The 18,369-nt window shown below is 47.8% G+C and carries 17 protein-coding genes and 3 tRNA genes; 18 read left to right on the top strand and 2 right to left on the bottom strand.

Annotated features, from left to right (window positions below):
• The first annotated feature begins 46 nt into the window (after positions 1-46).
• The 18 genes from AC121Z_RS10900 to AC121Z_RS10815 all read left to right on the top strand — a co-directional run bounded on the left by AC121Z_RS10900 (position 47) and on the right by AC121Z_RS10815 (position 14,652).
• Complete coding sequence (locus AC121Z_RS10900; RefSeq protein ID WP_498124054.1) at positions 47-2,038, top strand: GGDEF domain-containing protein; 1,992 nt, start codon at positions 47-49, stop codon at positions 2,036-2,038.
• 119 nt (positions 2,039-2,157) lie between these two features.
• Complete coding sequence (aspS, locus tag AC121Z_RS10895; protein ID WP_498124053.1) at positions 2,158-3,927, top strand: aspartate--tRNA ligase; 1,770 nt, start codon at positions 2,158-2,160, stop codon at positions 3,925-3,927.
• Positions 3,928-3,937: 10 nt separating this feature from the next.
• Positions 3,938-4,378 (top strand): dihydroneopterin triphosphate diphosphatase, encoded by a 441-nt coding sequence (gene nudB / locus AC121Z_RS10890; RefSeq protein ID WP_498128219.1) that lies wholly within the window; start codon positions 3,938-3,940, stop codon positions 4,376-4,378.
• Positions 4,375-4,890 (top strand): crossover junction endodeoxyribonuclease RuvC, encoded by a 516-nt coding sequence (gene ruvC / locus AC121Z_RS10885; protein WP_498124052.1) that lies wholly within the window; start codon positions 4,375-4,377, stop codon positions 4,888-4,890. The genes nudB and ruvC overlap by 4 nt, the downstream gene beginning before the upstream one ends.
• 19 nt (positions 4,891-4,909) lie before the next feature.
• Entirely contained in the window at positions 4,910-5,533 is a 624-nt protein-coding gene (gene ruvA / locus AC121Z_RS10880) for a Holliday junction branch migration protein RuvA (protein WP_498124051.1), read from the top strand.
• Positions 5,534-5,542: 9 nt separating this feature from the next.
• The gene (ruvB, locus tag AC121Z_RS10875; protein ID WP_498124050.1) at positions 5,543-6,550 is read left to right on the top strand and encodes a Holliday junction branch migration DNA helicase RuvB; all 1,008 of its coding nucleotides are present in this window, start codon (positions 5,543-5,545) and stop codon (positions 6,548-6,550) included.
• Positions 6,551-6,854: 304 nt separating this feature from the next.
• Positions 6,855-7,274, top strand: a complete 420-nt coding sequence (ybgC, locus tag AC121Z_RS10870) for a tol-pal system-associated acyl-CoA thioesterase (protein WP_498124049.1) — start codon at positions 6,855-6,857, stop codon at positions 7,272-7,274.
• Positions 7,264-7,950: a protein TolQ gene (gene tolQ / locus AC121Z_RS10865; RefSeq protein ID WP_498124048.1), complete on the top strand. Its 687-nt coding sequence runs from the start codon at positions 7,264-7,266 to the stop codon at positions 7,948-7,950. Before ybgC ends, tolQ begins: the two co-directional genes overlap by 11 nt.
• Before the next feature lie 14 nt (positions 7,951-7,964).
• Positions 7,965-8,387, top strand: coding sequence for a protein TolR (gene tolR, locus AC121Z_RS10860; protein WP_498124047.1), 423 nt, complete (start codon positions 7,965-7,967; stop codon positions 8,385-8,387).
• Positions 8,388-8,403: 16 nt separating this feature from the next.
• On the top strand, positions 8,404-9,186 hold the full coding sequence (gene tolA, locus AC121Z_RS10855) for a cell envelope integrity protein TolA (RefSeq protein ID WP_498124046.1): 783 nt from the start codon (positions 8,404-8,406) through the stop codon (positions 9,184-9,186).
• Positions 9,183-10,538: a Tol-Pal system beta propeller repeat protein TolB gene (gene tolB, locus AC121Z_RS10850; RefSeq protein ID WP_498124045.1), complete on the top strand. Its 1,356-nt coding sequence runs from the start codon at positions 9,183-9,185 to the stop codon at positions 10,536-10,538. The genes tolA and tolB overlap by 4 nt, the downstream gene beginning before the upstream one ends.
• Positions 10,539-10,564: 26 nt before the next feature.
• On the top strand, positions 10,565-11,131 hold the full coding sequence (gene pal / locus AC121Z_RS10845) for a peptidoglycan-associated lipoprotein Pal (protein ID WP_498124044.1): 567 nt from the start codon (positions 10,565-10,567) through the stop codon (positions 11,129-11,131).
• Positions 11,131-11,904 (top strand): tol-pal system protein YbgF, encoded by a 774-nt coding sequence (ybgF, locus tag AC121Z_RS10840; protein ID WP_498124043.1) that lies wholly within the window; start codon positions 11,131-11,133, stop codon positions 11,902-11,904. The genes pal and ybgF overlap by 1 nt, the downstream gene beginning before the upstream one ends.
• 167 nt (positions 11,905-12,071) lie before the next feature.
• Positions 12,072-12,147 (top strand) — tRNA-Lys (locus tag AC121Z_RS10835).
• A gap of 33 nt (positions 12,148-12,180) precedes the next feature.
• Positions 12,181-12,256: transfer RNA gene (locus AC121Z_RS10830), tRNA-Lys, on the top strand.
• A gap of 253 nt (positions 12,257-12,509) precedes the next feature.
• Positions 12,510-13,571, top strand: a complete 1,062-nt coding sequence (gene nadA, locus AC121Z_RS10825; protein WP_498124042.1) for a quinolinate synthase NadA — start codon at positions 12,510-12,512, stop codon at positions 13,569-13,571.
• 55 nt (positions 13,572-13,626) lie between these two features.
• Positions 13,627-13,717 (top strand) — tRNA-Ser (locus tag AC121Z_RS10820).
• A 182-nt stretch (positions 13,718-13,899) separates the two neighbouring features.
• A complete protein-coding gene (locus AC121Z_RS10815; protein ID WP_498124041.1) occupies positions 13,900-14,652 on the top strand; it encodes a HesA/MoeB/ThiF family protein in 753 nt (250 codons plus the stop codon).
• 77 nt (positions 14,653-14,729) lie between these two features.
• On the opposite strand, the gene AC121Z_RS10810 is transcribed toward AC121Z_RS10815, so the two are convergent.
• The gene (locus AC121Z_RS10810; RefSeq protein WP_498124040.1) at positions 14,730-15,956 is read right to left on the bottom strand and encodes a threonine/serine exporter family protein; all 1,227 of its coding nucleotides are present in this window, start codon (positions 15,954-15,956) and stop codon (positions 14,730-14,732) included.
• Positions 15,949-18,267 (bottom strand): efflux RND transporter permease subunit, encoded by a 2,319-nt coding sequence (locus AC121Z_RS10805; protein WP_498124039.1) that lies wholly within the window; start codon positions 18,265-18,267, stop codon positions 15,949-15,951. The genes AC121Z_RS10810 and AC121Z_RS10805 overlap by 8 nt, the downstream gene beginning before the upstream one ends.
• Positions 18,268-18,369 lie beyond the last annotated feature (102 nt).

Below are 18,369 nucleotides of genomic sequence, written 5' to 3'. Positions count from 1 at the left end.
GGATCCTGTGCTATTGTGAACCCATTCTTGTTAACGGAGTCAGGCCTTGCTGCGAGCGTATGCATTTGAGAAGTTAGTTTATGTGATTGGCTTTCTCATGTGGGTTACGGTGTTGATCCTTGGAAGCGTAGCCGTATATGCCCAGCAACAAAGCCAGACGGGTCAGTATGCAACACTAGTACTGCCATCTCCCTTAGCCGCCAGCGATTTACGTGGCGTTTCCACGGATAGTATTATTCGCCACCTCGAAGCGTTACAGGAGTCGGACCAAAATGAACCGTTGCAACTGCTTGACGATATTCAAGTCATCATCAAGTTTGCGCAAGGGGAAGGGTTGGAAAGCCTTGAGATTGAAGCGATTTCTGCTGCGGTACTGATCCATTCTGCGCTTAATAACACACCTGAAGTGGAACGACTGGTGGATTTGCATTTACCCCGAACAGTCAACCTTGGTTCCAGAACTGCGCTTTCAAGGCTGTATCGAGCGGCACTCAGAGCCACGGTCATCACCGGTGATGTCGACAAACGTGTCGCAATAAAGAGACAGTTAGGTCAATTATTGACACAAGGCTTACCCCCTCGCCAAGAGGGGCTTGTTTATTTGTCGATAGGTACCAGTGATTACTTCGCCCGCGAATACTTTTCTGCTATCCAATATTTACGCAAAGCACAGGCCATTTTTGTAAAGCAAGGTCTGCGGGTTGACGAAGATCGGGTATTGGGTATTTTGGCGGTGGTAAACTCCAAGTTGGGGAATGAGCAGCGCGCTATCGATATTCAGTTAAGTATTTCCCAGCGGATGCGCCAGGGCGCCAAAACCATTAACTGGTCAATCGTTGATTTTAATATCGCTAAATCATATTTCGATTTGGAGAATTACCAAAAATCTCTGTTTTACGCGCAACGTTCACGGGATATCGCGCAAGAATTGAATGATACCGTGGGGGTAGCTTACGCCAATGAATTAATTGCACGCATTAATGTAAAGCAACAGCGTTTTGCCGCAGCGATTGCGCTCGCAGATAGCGCTGCTGAGATGTTTGCTGCAGCCAATGATGCTGAGAAGCAGTTAGATGCTTTGGTCAGTAAAGCGACAGCACAGTTGATGCTGGAGCAAATGGTCGAGGTCGAAGCGACCCTAGCAATGATTAGTGCGCTACAACAACAGGTGCAGTTGGCCGAATCGAATGCAGAAGTCACTGAGATGCTGTCGTTGTATTACTCAAAACAAGGCGATTACGCTAAGGCACTTGAGTACTTTCGTCACTTTCATCATCAATACATCGATCTTGAGTTGAAAGGACGGGGGGAAGCGATTGATCGAATGATGGCAGAGTTTACGAGTGAAGCGCAAGAAAGTGAAAATCGCTTTTTGGCACAACAGAATGTACTCAACCAGATCCAGTTGCAAGAGCGTAAACGCCAGCAAACCTTTTTGACTATTGCCGTGGCATTAGCAATTTTAGTGGTCTTAGCGATTATATCGCTATTGTATTGGCAGTGGCGTAAAAGTCGTTTGATGCGCGCCCTCGCACTGACCGATGATCTCACTCAAGCCCCTAATCGGCGCGCTTGTCTGCGTGCGGCTAAATTGGCCTTTGATCAAGCCAATGCTGGGCACTATTCAATGATCCTTGCGATAGTAGATTTAGATCACTTTAAAGCCATCAATGATAAATTCGGTCATGATACCGGTGACAGAGTGTTGCAGGTGTTTGCCGCCGCCGTGCAATCAGTTTTGCGTGACGAGGATGTATTTGGACGGATGGGCGGTGAGGAATGGTTACTTATTCATCCGCACAAAGATTTGCTCCACTTTGATAGTATTTTTACCCGTTTACGCGACGCGTACCAAGCGCAGGCCAAGCAAACTGGGCTAAACGTCGAGCCTTTAACATTTTCAATGGGGGCCGTGAGTTCAGTGGATAATTTCCCGTCAGTCGAGGCCATGATCACGCAAGCGGATAAACTGGTTTACCAAGCGAAATCTAACGGTAGAGACCGGTTAGAAATTCAGTTAGCCACAAACAAGGCGTGATTACCCTAAGGCATTGGTTTATACTATCGCGTCAAATTTTTCATCGATGTTAACTCTCGGGTGGCCCAACTACTCCTTGCTATTAGAGCCGCCGCTTATTGTTTTTTTGAGGAATGCAAATGCGCACTGATTATTGCGGTAATATCACTGCAGACTATATGGATCAAACCGTCACGTTGTGTGGATGGGTAAACAAACGTCGCGATTTAGGCGGCGTAATCTTCTTGGATTTGCGCGATCGCGAAGGCATTGTCCAAGTGGTATTTGATCCAGATGTGGCGGATGTTTTTGCGACTGCCAACACAGTGCGGAATGAGTTTTGTGTTGAAATCAGCGGGCGTGTGCGTGCGCGGCCTGAAGGGCAGGTTAACGCAACCATGCGTACGGGTGAGATTGAAGTTTTGGGTAAATCAATCAAGGTTTTCAACGCCTCAGCGCCGTTACCACTGGATAGCAACCAAGAAAATAGCGAAGAACAACGTTTACGTTACCGTTATTTAGATTTACGTCGTCCACTGATGACTCAACGTCTGTTGTTCCGTTCAAAGGTAACCGCCTTTGTACGTCGTTATTTGGAAGACAATGGTTTCTTGGATATTGAAACGCCAATATTAACGAAAGCAACACCTGAAGGTGCACGCGATTATTTAGTACCCAGCCGGACCCACAAAGGCGAGTTCTTTGCGTTACCGCAATCACCACAATTGTTTAAACAGTTACTGATGATGTCTGGCATGGATCGCTATTATCAAATCGTTAAATGCTTCCGTGACGAAGACCTGCGTGCAGACCGTCAACCAGAGTTTACTCAGATCGATATTGAAACAACGTTTCTTGATGCTGACGGTGTGATGGCAATTACGGAAGATATGATCCGGCAGTTATTTAAGTCTTTGTTGGATGTCGACTTAGGTGACTTTCCGCGCATGAGTTATGCCGAAGCCATGCAGCGCTTCGGCAGTGACAAGCCGGACCTACGCAATCCACTCGAATTGGTGGATGTGGCAGACTTGGTCAAAGATGTTGAGTTTAAAGTATTTAGTGGGCCGGCAAATGACTCTGCTGGCCGTGTGAGCGTGATCCGTGTACCGGGTGGCGCACAGCTATCGCGTAAGCAATTGGACGATTATGCTAAGTTCGTCGGTATCTACGGCGCTAAAGGACTGGCATGGATGAAAATCAATGAGCTGGCGGCAGGCGAGTCAGGGATCCAATCTCCCGTGTTTAAATTTTTGGGTCTAGAGGTTGCTCAAGCGCTCATCGAACGCACCCAAGCGCAGGACGGCGATATACTCTTGTTTGGCGCTGATAACGCGACTGTAGTGACCGAGGCATTAGGCGCATTACGCTTGAAGCTTGGTGAGGACTTAGGTTTACTTGCTGGCGACTGGAAACCGCTATGGGTGGTTGACTTTCCGATGTTTGAGGCTGTAGATGGTCAATACCATGCCTTACACCACCCATTTACGGCACCTCGTGATATGACACCAGAAGAGCTAAAAGCAGACCCTGCTAATGCGTTATCCAATGCTTATGACATGGTATTGAATGGCGTTGAGCTCGGCGGTGGTTCAGTGCGGATATTTGATGAAAAAATGCAATCGGCGGTCTTTGATTTGCTGGGCATTGATGAACAAGAAGCACAAACTAAGTTTGGTTTCTTACTTGAGGCGTTAAAGTACGGCACGCCACCCCATGCTGGTTTAGCTTTTGGCCTCGATCGAATGGTGATGTTGATGACGGGAGCATCCTCGATTCGTGATGTGATGGCGTTCCCTAAAACTACCACTGCTGCATGTCCGTTAACGGATGCTCCAGGAGCCGCAAATCCAGCGCAATTGCAAGAGTTGGGTATCACCACTGTGCAAACGCAAGAGTCGCAGGATTAATCGGCACTTGATTGAACTGAAGCGACCCGAATCGGCGTTGGTGGTTATTTATGACCACCAAGGTCGGGTGTTGCTGTTGCAACGTAACGACGATGCTAACTTCTGGCAATCAGTCACCGGTACGGTTGAAGAAAACGAGGCACCGATTCAAACGGCTTACCGCGAGGTTGCAGAGGAAGTGGGCATAACGCTTGATCCGGCGGAATTGCGTATTCAAGACTGTCATACCGTCAATCAATTTAAGATCCGTGAACGTTGGCTGTATCGCTATCCGCCAGGCGTGACGACCAACACCGAATATGTCTTTGCGTTAATGATTGATAGTGCAACCCCAATCCGGTTAAGTGAACATTCCGCTTATCAATGGTTGGCAAAAGAAACGGCTATTAAGCGGGTGTGGTCAGAAACTAATCGCCTTGCGATAGCTCAATTTGTGCCGGAGCATGTGTGATTATACTTGGTATCGATCCGGGTTCACGCGTCACTGGTTATGGTGTGTTACGCTACCAGAATAACCAATTACAGTATGTCGGCAGCGGTTGTATTCGGGTCAGTGGCGAGCTTGATAATCGACTCGACCAGATTTTTTGTGGGGTTAGTGCCATTATTGCTGAATTTGCGCCAACTCAGTTTGCAATAGAACAAGTATTTATGGCAAAAAATCCCGACTCAGCGCTCAAGTTGGGGCAAGCCAGAGGGGCTGCGATAGTGGCTGCTACGCAGCAACAATTACCATTTGCTGAGTACTCTGCTCGGCAGATAAAGCAAGCTGTGGTAGGGCGCGGCAGTGCCGAGAAAGCACAGGTACAACACATGGTGACGCAGATGCTCAAGCTTAATGCTACACCACAAAGTGATGCGGCTGATGCTTTGGCTGTGGCCATGTGCCATGCGCATACCACACAAAGTCTTGTGCGGCTGTCAGGACATGCATCCAAAACGGTGCGTGGCCGGTTACGATAAATGACTAGGTAAAAAGTACATGATCGGTCGATTACACGGAACATTATTAGTTAAACAACCCCCCGACATATTGTTGGATGTGAATGGCGTAGGATATGAAGTGCAACTACCCATGACGTGTTTCTATGAGCTCCCCAATGTGGGTGAGATAGCAACGATTTATACCCACTTTGTGGTGCGCGAAGATGCACAATTACTGTATGGTTTTATGGACGTAAGCGAACGCGCTGTGTTTCGTGAATTGATTAAAGCCAACGGCGTGGGACCCAAGTTAGCATTGACCATACTGTCCGGCATGAGTGCTCGTCAGTTTATGCAATGCGTGCAGTTTGAAGATGTTTCGACACTGGTTAAATTGCCCGGTGTGGGTAAAAAGACCGCTGAACGTTTAGTGATTGAATTACGCGATAAATTGGCTAAGTTGGAGCTCGGTGGAAGTGCTGAAAGACCGCCACCGATTAACGTCGGTGATGCTGACTCGAGTACGATATTACCCGTTTCTGACGTCAAGGAAGAAGCCATCAGTGCCTTAATTGCGCTCGGTTATAAGCCCGCACAAGCCAGCAAAGCTATCAACGCCGTTTATCAAGAAGATATGAGCAGTGAGTCACTGATCCGTGAATCGCTGCGTAGCATGGTGTAAGGAGATCGCATGATAGAAGCAGATCGGATCATCAACGCCACTAGCAGTGCCGAAGATGAAGTTATTGACCGTGCTATTCGGCCAAAGTTACTGGCGGATTACGCTGGTCAACCCCATGTGCGCGAGCAAATGGAAATTTTCATTGAAGCAGCACGTAAACGCAACGACGCCCTCGATCACTTATTAATTTTTGGTCCGCCTGGCTTAGGTAAAACTACCTTGGCGAATATTGTCGCCAATGAAATGGGGGTGAGCATAAAAACCACCTCTGGCCCAGTATTAGAAAAAGCCGGTGATCTTGCTGCACTACTGACTAACTTAGAAGAAAACGATGTCTTGTTTATTGATGAAATTCATCGGTTAAGCCCTGTAGTTGAAGAGGTGCTGTATCCGGCCATGGAAGATTACCAACTCGACATTATGATTGGCGAAGGGCCTGCTGCGCGCTCCATTAAACTGGAATTGCCACCGTTTACATTGGTCGGAGCGACCACACGAGCGGGCAGTTTAACCTCGCCGCTGCGTGACCGGTTTGGCATTGTTCAGCGTTTGGAGTATTACAATATTCCGGACCTAACAGCCATCATTCAGCGTAGTGCAGAATACCTCAATATGCCTCTAGTAGCTGAAGGAGCGCGCGAAATTGCAGCACGTTCACGGGGTACTCCTCGTATCGCCAATCGTCTACTCAGGCGCGTACGTGATTACGCGGAAGTGAAATCCAGTGGCGAGATCAGCACTGTTGTCGCTGCTGCAGCGCTCGACATGCTCGATGTTGATCAGCAAGGCTTTGATTATATGGACCGCAAGCTTTTGCTGGCGATCATCGATAAATTTGATGGTGGTCCAGTCGGGCTTGATAACCTCGCTGCCGCAATTGGTGAAGAGAAAGATACCATTGAGGATGTGCTCGAGCCTTTTTTAATCCAGCAAGGTTTTTTGCAGCGCACCCCACGCGGTCGCATTGCATCGCAGCGTGCTTACCAGCACTTTGGCTTTAATCGAAGCGACGAGTAGGTAAAAAAAAGCCCGCTCAGAGAGCGGGCAAATAAACAACAAGTGTTTAAGGAAGGAAATAAAATCCAGGGAACTCATGTCAACAAAAAAACAGGGTGTCTTGGTGACAGATGCGCGCATTATATAGGCAACAAGGATATGCACAATTGAGAAATAATTCGCTAAAAGATTAGAAAAACTAATGTGTTAATAATTTGTTTGTTTTTTTAAATAATAGTTAAGTCTTACTTTCTTTGGCTTGTATGGGTGGTCAGGCCACTGTCTTTGATTAAGTGATTCATCTTCCGTATGCGAAAATCTAATTATGAATAAGAATTCCAGAACCTTACATGAATGGCCGCTCAGAGTTTATTACGAAGACACTGATGCGGGTGGTATCGTTTATTATGCCAATTATCTCAAGTTTTTTGAGCGCGCTAGAACAGAGTGGCTGCGTGAAATCGGCTTTGAACAAGATGATTTATTGGAACAATCAGTGGGTTTTGTCGTCAAACACGTTGAAATGCATAATCTTGCGCCTGCTAGGTTCAACCAGCTATTGAGTATTTGTACTGAACTAGTAAACTGCAAGGGCGCTAGCTTGGTGTTCAAGCAAATAATAAAAGGGCCAACGCAACAGCGATTGGCTGAAGCAACAATAAAAGTCGCTTGTGTGGATCTATCGGCAATGAAACCGATGCGGATCCCGAGTGCTATTTTAGGGGAAATAACGCGTGTCGACTGATATGACGTTTATCGGCCTGTTTTTACAGGCAAGTCTTGTAGTGCAACTGGTTATGTTGCTACTGATGACCATTTCAATTGTCTCTTGGGCCTTCATTTTTCAGCGCAATGCAGCACTCAAGCGGGCCAACGCAGAGATGGTCAATTTTGAAGATAAATTTTGGTCCGGCGCGGACCTAAATAAACTCTATCAAGAATTATCAGCCCGCCAGTCGGTTGATGGTATGGGCAGTATTTTTTGTGCGGGTTTCAAAGAGTTTGTGCGTATGCGCAAAAGCGCCAATGTCGCAACTCAATCCATTGTCGATGGCACGTATCGCGCGATGCGTGTGGCCATGTCGCGCGAAATTGACAGTCTGGAAAACCGCTTACCGTTCTTGGCCACAGCGGGTTCCATTAGCCCCTATATTGGCTTGTTCGGCACGGTCTGGGGGATCATGAATGCGTTTATTGCGCTGGGGCAAGTGCAACAGGCCACGTTAACCATGGTTGCGCCAGGTATCGCCGAAGCACTCATTGCGACCGCGATTGGTCTTTTTGCAGCTATCCCTGCAGTTATCGCCTACAACCGTTTCAGTAATCAGGTTGAAAAGTTGGAAAACAATTACGGTATCTTTATGGAGGAATTCTCTGCCATTCTGCACCGTCAAGCCTTGGCGTCTAGCTCAACTAACTAATCGGGGCCACCATTATGTATGTACGCAAGCGTCGTCGCCCGGTTTCCGAAATCAATGTGGTGCCTTACATTGACGTGATGCTCGTGCTGTTGATCATTTTCATGGTCACAGCGCCATTAGTTTCACAAGGCGTAAAGGTTGACTTACCCGATGCCAACGCTGATGCAATTGAACAGGAAGATAACCCACCGATCATTGCATCGATTGATGCTGACGGGGCTTATTACTTGAATATTGGTGAAGATGAAGAAGCGGCTATGACCGCGGCTGATCTCGCTACCTTGGTGGCTGCGCAATTGCAAAAGCAACCGCAAACACCGGTCGTGGTAAAAGCCGACGGTGCCGTGCCATACAATGATGTGATCCAGCTCATGGTACTGTTGCAGCGCGCGGGCGTGCCATCCGTTGGCTTGATGACCGATCCGGTTGAAGGTTAAGAGTAGCGGCATTCGCATGAAACTCAGTGAAGACCGTCAGTCATTACTCAAATCTCTCGGTTTACATCTTGGTATCGCCTTGGTGTTGCTGTTGAGTGTGGCGTTTGGCCATGAGTCGATTGTGCCGATGTCTCAACCCGCCCCTGTGATCCAAGCCACCTTTATTGACGCGCAAGAAATCTATGATCGGCAACAGGCAGCCGCGGCAGCTGCTGCAGCCGAGCAAGAAAAACAGCGCGAGGCCGAGCGTAAGCGCCAAGCACAAGAGCAAGCGAAACGCCGCGCGGCTGAAGAGAAAGCACGCAAGCAACGCGAAGAAAAAGCCCGTGCCGAGCAGCGTGAATTAGAACGAAAGGCACAGGAAGCTGCTGAACGTAAACGTCAGGAAGAGGCGCGCAAGAAGCGTGAGGCCGAGGAGAAGGCGCGTCAGGAGCAACAGCGCAAAGAACAACAAGCGTTGGAACGACTCATGCAAGAACAGTTAGCACAGGAGCAAGCTGCGCAGGCACAACGACGATCACAGCAGGTGCTATCGGAAGTCGAGCGCTATCAGGCGTTGATCACCAGTGCAATTCAACAGTACGTGTATAAAGATGATAGTTTTCGCGGGAAATCTTGTCTATTGAATATCCGCATGGCGAGTAGTGGATTGGTGACGCAGGTCAGCATTCTCGAAGGCGATCCCGCGCTTTGTCGGGCGTCCAGACAAGCTGCATTGCGGCCAGACAAGCTGCCTATGTCAGATGACATTGAGGTTTATCAACAACTCAAAGATTTTAACTTACGGGTGAAATTGTGAAAAAACAAACGTTGGGATTGGGTTTAGGTTTGTGGTTAGTGGCCACAGCAGCCTTTGCTAAGTTAGAACTGATCATTACTGAGGGCGTAGACGCGGCGCGCCCCATTGCCGTGGTGCCATTTAAATGGCAAGGCGAGGGGCTTTTGCCAGAAAATTTAGACCAAGTGATCACCAATAACCTGCGTCGTAGCGGCAAGTTTAACCCTATCGCCATGAGCACCATGCCGCAGTTTCCTGCGACTGATGATGAAGTTAATTATGCCTCATGGGCAGCGACTGGGGTGGATACGATTTTGGTCGGGCGTATCGAAATGGAGTCAGTGGACCGTTACCGTGTTTCCTATGAGTTGATTGACGTGCTGCGCGGGCAGATCACCGGCGGTAATGCACAAATGCTAGTTGATGGAGCGTTGCAATATAGCAACGATCATATTGTGGCGCGTGGCACATCGATTATTGATGGTAAAGGCTTTCGGCGACACGCCCATCAGATAAGTGACGCGGTTTATGAGAAGTTGACGGGTGAACGTGGCGCCTTTTTAACCCGTTTGGCGTATGTCATTGTACGTGACCGCGAGACAGTTGAATTACCTTATCAGTTAGTGATTTCGGACTATGATGGGGCCAATGAGACGCGCCTATTATCATCGCCTGAGCCATTAATGTCGCCGGCATGGTCGCCAGATGGCGACAAGCTTGCTTATGTCAGTTTTGAAAATCGTCGGCCACAAATTTATATTCAAGATATTTATACCACCAGCCGCACACGTTTGACTGACTTTCCTGGTATCAACGGTGCGCCCAGCTTTTCGCCAGACGGCAAACAGATGGCCATGGTGCTATCTAAAGATGGTAACCCAGAAATTTATGTCATGGATATTGCTACACGTAATTTACGCCGAATTACGCGTCATCGGAGTGTAGATACTGAGCCATCTTGGGCGCCAGATGGAAAAAGCTTAATATTTAGTTCAGAGCGGGGTGGTAAACCTCAGATTTATCGCGTAAATTTGTCATCGGGGAAAGTCCATCGTTTAACCTATGAGGGTGAAATGAACTTAGGCGCCTCAATGACACCCAATGGCGAGGATATCGTGCTAGTAAACCGGACGAACGGAGACTACCATATTGCTCGTCAACGGATTAGCGATGGCGCGATCCAAGTATTGACTCGTACGTATCTAGATGAGTCTGCGAGTATCGCGCCTAATGGAAGTATGATCATATACAGTACGTTACATCAAGGTAAGCAAGTGTTGTCACTGGTCTCACTTGATGGACGCTTTAAAGCGCGCTTACCTGCTGCAAATGGTCAGGTGAAATCGCCAAGCTGGTCACCCTTTCTGTTTTAACGTTTACACACAATAAGGAAAAGAAAATGCAAATGAACAAGTTTATGAGAACACTAGTCCTCGCATTGCCTGTGGTCACGCTTATGGGTTGTCAATCAGGCCCAAGCGAAGAAGAACTTGCAGCTGAGCGTAACCGTGTTGCGCAAGAGCAAGCAGCGGCTGAAGCGCAAGCTCGTGCTGCTGAAGAAGAGCGTGTTCGTTTAGAAGCGGCTGATCGTGCAGCTAAAGCTGAAGAAATGGCAGAGCAGCAACTTGAAGCATTGCGCAATGACAGCACAGTCTATTTTGATTTTGACCGGGCTACTGTAAAAGCGGAATTTCTTCCAGTATTGAAGAAGCATGCAGAGTTTTTGATTGCTAATCGCGGTCAATCAGTAGTGATTGAAGGGCACACCGACAACCGTGGTACGCCAGAATACAACATCGCGTTGGGTGAGCGTCGTGCCAAAGCGGTTGAAACGTATTTGTTGAATGCCGGCGTCAGCAGCTCACAAATCAGTGTAGTGTCATACGGTGAAGAGAAGCCTGCCGTGATGGGTGCTACTGAGTATGCATTCGCACAAAACCGTCGTGGTGTTGTTGTATATCAATAATGACCAGCAAACGACTTTTATTAGCTAGTCTACTATCCGTCGCCAGTGCAGCCGCTGCTGCACAGGCGCCGGTTGTTGATGTTAATTCTAGCGATATTGAAGCCCGCCTAACAGCGCTAGAGCGCATTGTCGATTCACGCACCGAAAGTCAGCAGCGGTTTCAATCGCAGCTGGATATGATGCAACAAGAAGTCGACGAGTTACGCGGTGCGGTAGAACTACACACCCATCAACTTGAAAAAATCCTCGAGCGCCAGCGTGAGCTGTACCTTGAGATTGATAAGCGTGTTGAAGCGTTAAAAACAGCCGTTCCAGCTGGCAACAGCGCGACAACCAGCAACGTTGCAAACAGTCCGACAACTGCACCAGTGAACTTACCTGCGAACAGTGCGGACAACGAGACTGATGCCTATGAAGCTGCGGTTAACTTGATCCTCAAGGAACGCGATTACGACCGTGCTATCCCTGCGTTTCAGGCATTTATTCAAGTCTATCCGGATAGCCAGTATGCCGCTAACGCACATTATTGGTTAGGGCAGCTGTTGTTTAATCAACAGCAGTGGGCGGATGCGCAACAGCAGTTTGCTGTAGTCGTCGAGCGCTTCACAGATAGTAGTAAGCGTGCGGATTCTTTGCTGAAGATGGGCATTATCGCCGAGCGTTTGGGTAATGCTGCGTTAGCGCGGCAAAAGTTTAATCAAGTGGTCGCGGAGTATCCCGATTCTTCAGCGCGTAAGCTTGCGGATAGCCGATTATCACAATTAGGTGGTTAACTGACGGTTTCGTCTACACCTTTTGTATGCTTATTGAACAGTAATTCAGGAAAGGGGCCTTTTGTTGCATTTTTCCTGAATTTTATCTTGCACCGCGCAAGGAAATAAGTATTATATGCCGCCGTTGCCGAGTACCGAGATAACCTCAGCTTGGCAGGCACTTGAATGGGTCGTTAGCTCAGTTGGTAGAGCAGTTGACTTTTAATCAATTGGTCGCTGGTTCGAATCCAGCACGACCCACCATTCAAGGCCCCTCGTAAAGTAAAAAATCGTTAAGGGTCGTTAGCTCAGTTGGTAGAGCAGTTGACTTTTAATCAATTGGTCGCTGGTTCGAATCCAGCACGACCCACCATTAACGATTGATCAAAACCCCGTTAGATAGCCAAGAATGAACCCGTTACTGCAGGGTTATAAACCAGCGTTACAGTTAATGCTTTAACTCGCCAATTAACCCATATTCGTCCGCCAGCCAACGGTTAGTTTGTTGCCACTTTGGGTAATCCATAATCCCAATTTGATAGTAATACAACTCGCATGTGAAATTATTATGACACTCTTGTATAATCCCCCAGTTTTGTTTCTGGACTCACACATAGAACGGTATTATGGCTGTAACGCTTCGTATAGATGAAACTTCATATCCTTTTCCTGCTAAACCTAAGCCACTGACGCTTGAGCGGGAAGCATTTCTGAAAGCTGAGATCAAGCAACTGCTAAAGCAGAAGAATGCGGTTCTTGTGGCGCATTATTATACTGATCCGGAAATTCAAGCCTTAGCGGAAGAAACTAACGGCTGTATTTCTGACTCGCTGGAAATGGCGCGCTTTGGACGCGATGCCGAGCAGCAAACGCTGATCGTCGCTGGGGTAAAGTTCATGGGCGAAACCGCGAAAATTCTGAGCCCAGAGAAAACGGTATTAATGCCAACGTTAGAGGCAACTTGTTCTTTGGACCTAGGGTGTCCAGCTGACAAATTTGCCGAGTTCTGTGATGCCCATCCTGATCATACGGTAGTGGTATATGCGAATACTTCAGCAGCGGTAAAAGCCCGTGCCGACTGGGTAGTCACCTCAAGCATAGCGTTAGAGATTGTGGAACATTTGGACGCTAATGGTGAAAAAATCATTTGGGCACCTGATCGCCACCTTGGGAGCTACATTCAAAAGCAAACCGGTGCCGATATGCTAATGTGGGATGGTGAGTGTATTGTGCATGACGAATTTTCTGCGCAGGCGTTACGAGACATGCGTCATGTTCATCCCGATGCGGCTATTTTGGTCCACCCAGAATCGCCCGCTAGCGTCGTTGAAATGGCAGACGCGGTTGGTTCAACCACGCAGTTAATTAATGCTGCGCAAGCGTTACCGCATGACAAGTTCATCGTAGCGACCGATCGCGGTATATTTTACAAAATGCAGCAACTAGCGCCTCATAAGACCTTTTTCGAGGCACCAACCAGCGGTAATGGTGCAACGTGTAAAAGTTGTGCGCACTGTCCGTGGATGGCGATGAATGGCTTAGAGGCCATTTACAGTGCCTTAACGGGGAATCATGCAGAGCATGAAATTCACGTTGCTGAGAGTCTGCGTATCGAGGCTATGAAACCGCTAAACCGGATGCTGGATTTTGCCGCGGCGCTAAAGCTAAAAGTCAAAGGTAATGCTTGATAAGCCAAGCAGTTTTCCCTACTATACGCGCGCTTTAAAACTAATTCCCAATTTCGGAGAGATGGCTGAGTGGCTGAAGGCGCACGCCTGGAAAGTGTGTATACGTTAATAGCGTATCGAGGGTTCGAATCCCTCTCTCTCCGCCAAAACACAAACCCCGCTAATGCGGGGTTTTTGTTTTTTAACCTGCGCAGCACGGCCCGCAGGGCGAAGGGCAGGATGCCCGAAGTAATCCTGCTGGTAATTTTGCACGTGCATTTCGTTTTCTCTGCCCGAATTAATGGTTACACTCAAACTACATATTCTGCTTTACACATAGCACCAACCAATGCCAGAAATCACCACAGCCCAAGCCATGCGTTATAGCCGCCAGATCATGTTGTCAGGTTTTGACTTTGCTGGCCAAGAGACGCTACTAAATAGTCGTGTGATGATTGTTGGGCTAGGCGGGTTGGGGTGTGCTGCAACACAATATTTAGCCACTGCAGGCATTGGTGAGATGTTACTCATTGATGATGATCAGGTTGAGCTGAGCAACTTGCAACGTCAAGTGCTGCATACTGAAGATTCCATTGGCTGCACTAAGGTTCAATCTGCCGCAACCCGCCTGCGCCAGTTGAATCACGAGCTTAAAGTGTTATGCCTAGAGCAGCGTCAGTCTGAGGCGCAATTGATGGAACTCGCGCAAGGCTATGACTTGGTTTTAGATTGTAGTGATAATCTCGAAACCCGCCAGCAGCTCAATCGAGTGGCGTATCATACTGGCAAACCGTTGGTCTCTGGGGCGGCCCTTCGTATGGAAGGGCAAGTATTTTGTGTGCTGCCTGCTGAACAAAGTAGCTGCTATCAATGCCTCAGTGATCACCTCAAGCCGGTTACATTAAGTTGTGCTGAAGCTGGTGTGATGTCACCCATAGTTGGCGTCATTGGCTCAATGCAAGCGTTAGAAGCGATTAAAATCCTTGCTAATTATGCGAGCCCATTAGTCAATCGGATGTTGCACTTTGACGCGCGTTTTAGTGAGTGGACGAGTTTTGATGTTAAACCGCGCGAACACTGTGAAGTTTGCGCGGTAAATTAAACCAGCATCCAAATTGTCCAGTGGTGAGTTGATTACACTCTCAGGCTATGGCACCACTGTTGGAAGAAATCAGCTTTTTATAATGCTTTCTTGGTTGGCATCAAAACGTTAGCGAAAATCAGTCCTGCCACTAAAGACATAAAAATTACGAAGGTTTCTTGCCCGATGTGCTCGGTTTGCACAAAGTCCTGCCCCGAAACAAACGAGTTTAAGCCAATATAGGTTTTAGATCCTGGGACCAACACAATCAAGCCCTGCATCAAAACGATACTGGCGGGGGCATTGGCGATGCGGGTGAATAAATTGGCAAAAACGCCAACCGCGAACGCGCCAACAAAGGTGCCCAAGCCGAATTCCAAATACTTAGATGCCCAGAAAGTACCAAAGTACCCGATAAAGCCGCAGGTGATAGCCCAGGGCGCATGTTTCAGGCGCAGTTTGAAAATTACCACCAAGGCCGAACATAGGACCAACACAGCCACAAATACGGCCCATTTCGGCATCGGTTGCGTGGGGGTCATTTCCACTTCGTTAAACAGCCAAAACCCCAGCGCGATGCCAAGAAAAGCACCAAAATACAGCTTAAACAGTTGCATCAGTGCATCCATAACCCGCGCTGTGCCTGATACCACATGGCGAGCGGATAGTTCGGCTAAGCCAATGGTTAAAGCTAATCCGGGCACGAAAATAATAATCGACGATAGCACTACCAAACGAATATTAATCGCAGGATCGATAAAACTGCTGATAGCACAAGCACACAATCCGGCAATCATGGCGACTGCCGGTTCAAGCATGAGGTTTACACGTTTACTACGCATCGCCCAGCGGGTGTACAAATACATGATTAGGCCAATAGCACCCGCAGCGAGAGAATCATCCATTGATGACCCCATAACCACAGCAAAGGCTCCGGTGGATAAACCAAAGGCGATGCATGAAATAATGGGGTGATAAAACTCGGGTAATATGTCGATTTCACTCAACCGCTGGTCGGCTTCCTGTAAGGTCATTTCGCCGCTCAACAGCTTGTTAACCAGTTCATCAGTGCGCGACAGCGAGCCTAAATCAAGATCACCCGGTTGCACACGGGCGACATGATTATATTCTTCTTCATGCTTATCGCTCCAGATGCTGACACTTAACGATGTAGGGGTTGACACGAAGCCTGCATGGACACCTAAGTAGGTAGATACTTCCATCAGGTGTGCTTCCAGTCGAAAGGCTGGGGTACCATACTTATGTAACATTTTACCCAGCCGAACGATGAACTTTCGTATCTGGACAAACTCTTTTTTATCCACGCGATCCCTCAAGTGAGTTTTTTGCAGGTGCAGTGTGACGGCCGTCGAATACTAATAAGGCGGCAGGCAGGAAGATTAAATCAACCACAAGCGCCACGACGATTATGATACTGGTTAACAAGCCCATGTCTTCATTCAGCGCAAAGCTTGAAAGCGTTAAGGTTGCAAACCCGAGCGCCAATACGACCGTTGTAATCAATAAAGCTCGACCGACGCTATTGAATGCGTATCGTACACTGTCTTCGGCACTATCACCACGCTGTCGAGCATAATTATATTTACTTAAAAAGTGTACGGTGTCGTCAACAATGATACCCAAGGTCATACTCAACACGACGGCTAAAGCCATATTGATTTGCCCAGAGATAAGAGCCCAAATACCAAAGCCAATACCTGCCGGTAGCATATTCGGGAGCAGGCTGATAAGACCCATGCGCAGGGAGCGTAACGCAAAGATGAGCAAGCCAGAGATCAGCAGCAACGCGATTGTGGTTCCGTTAATCATGCTGCGCATATTGGCTTCACCGACATGCGCAAACATTAATGGTGGGCTAGCTGCGGTGATCCTTAGCTCGGGTGCGAGTTGGGCGAACCATTGCAATGCGCGGTGTTCAAAGGCGATAAATTCGTTACTCCCCAAATTCTGCAGCGTCGCCATGATACGTGTGGCTGATTTGTCGATATCAATTTGATTGTTGAGGTCAAGGCCATAGGGCAGAGACATTTCAAATAGTAGTAAATACTGTGCCGCCAGCTCCTTATCGTTTGGCAGGTGATATTTGTTTGGATCATCGTTATGCATGTTTTTATTTAAGCGTTTTAGCGTATCCGTTATGGAAACGACATGCACTACCTCAGGTTGGGCGCGCAACCAATTAGCGAACGCATCAATGGCAATGAGATTTTCGGGGCGATTAATATTCGTTGCTTCATCGGTATAAATAGCGAAATCAGCGGTGGACATGCCTCCCATTTTTGCGGTTTGAAAATCGGATGCTTGGCGAAATTCATTATCCGTATCAAAGTACTCTATGGCGATGTCGTTAAGTACATTGGTAAATGCAAGAGCAATAGCCGCAATAAAAACAATGGCACTGTATGGCAAGATCCGCTTGTAGTGGCTAATGACCCAATTAGCAAGGCTATCGGTCCAAGTGGATTTCTGCGCAGCCATAGGGGGTGGGATGATCCGCATGAGCATTAACAGGGCAGGTAAAAATGTTAATGACAGCCAACAAGCTAATAGCATTCCGAATGCGTTAAGATTGCCAAGATCATTTAAGATTGGAACCTGAGAAAAATTTAAGGTTAAGAAGCCTACGGCAGTAGTCACACTGGTAATAACCACTGGCATTAAGTTGATGTCCAGACTATAGCGAATGGCTTCCGCTTTGCTTTTACCTTGTTGCATGGCATAAAGCATAGATGCAATAACATGGATGCTGTCAGCCACCGCTAGCGTCATAACCATGGTCGGTACATTGACGGTAGAAACACTGAGGAAAAAGCCCGTCCAGCCAGCAAAACCCATGGTTGCCGCAATGGAAAACCCCACTACGAGTAATGTCGCAAGGGTGGCAACTATTGAGCGTAATAACAACCACATGACCACGACAATGACGCCAAACATTAACGGTATGAGCGTCTGAGCATCACTGTTTGCGGATTCCTGAAAAGCGTTATTCAGCATGACCATGCCGGTTAGATAGAACTGATGGTCGGGATATTCGCGTGCATACTCGGCACGTAATTCGCGCACAAAGTTCACGATGGTTGTGACTTCTTGAGTCTGATCGCCATCGGGCAGCTGCACCGTAATATTGATGTTCGCCACCGATCCATCTTCCGCTACCAGGCGCCCTGCTACTGAGGGTTCGCTTAACGCAATACGTTGGATTTTAGCGATTGCCTGAGCGGATAATTGCGCCGGATCGGCAATTAAGTCTTCAACCATCAAATCATCATATTCAGCATAGGTGTGTTGATGATTACTCATTGAGTCGACGCGGGTTGAAAAAGGCGTTTGCCATGCGGCTTCCGTGAGACGGTGGATCAAGCCGAGGGTTTCAGGGGTAAATACTGAATTGCCCGACGCCGTGACCAGCAGTGATACATTTTCATTCTTACTAAAAATGTTTTGCATATCTTCAAAGGCAACACGCTGAGGGTTGTCAGGTTGAAAGAAAACTTTGTAGTCACCCCTAAAATACAGATTTTGCGCACCAACCGTCAGTGCAGCAATGGTGACGAGGTTGAATATGAGCACCCACCATGGGTGGTTGATGACAAAATCCATCCAGCGTTGTTTCATTGTCCCGGCCTTTTTCTGATTGCGCTCTTTGATTACAGCTTAAAGAGCGTTGTTGATCAATGCTTTAGCTGTGATATTTACGCATGATCCCAAATCAGGTGA

Source organism: Alteromonas sp. DYW1, assembly GCF_059752595.1.
The sequence above is the reverse complement of the archived record's forward strand: the minus strand, read 5'-3'. Positions and strand labels throughout refer to the sequence as shown.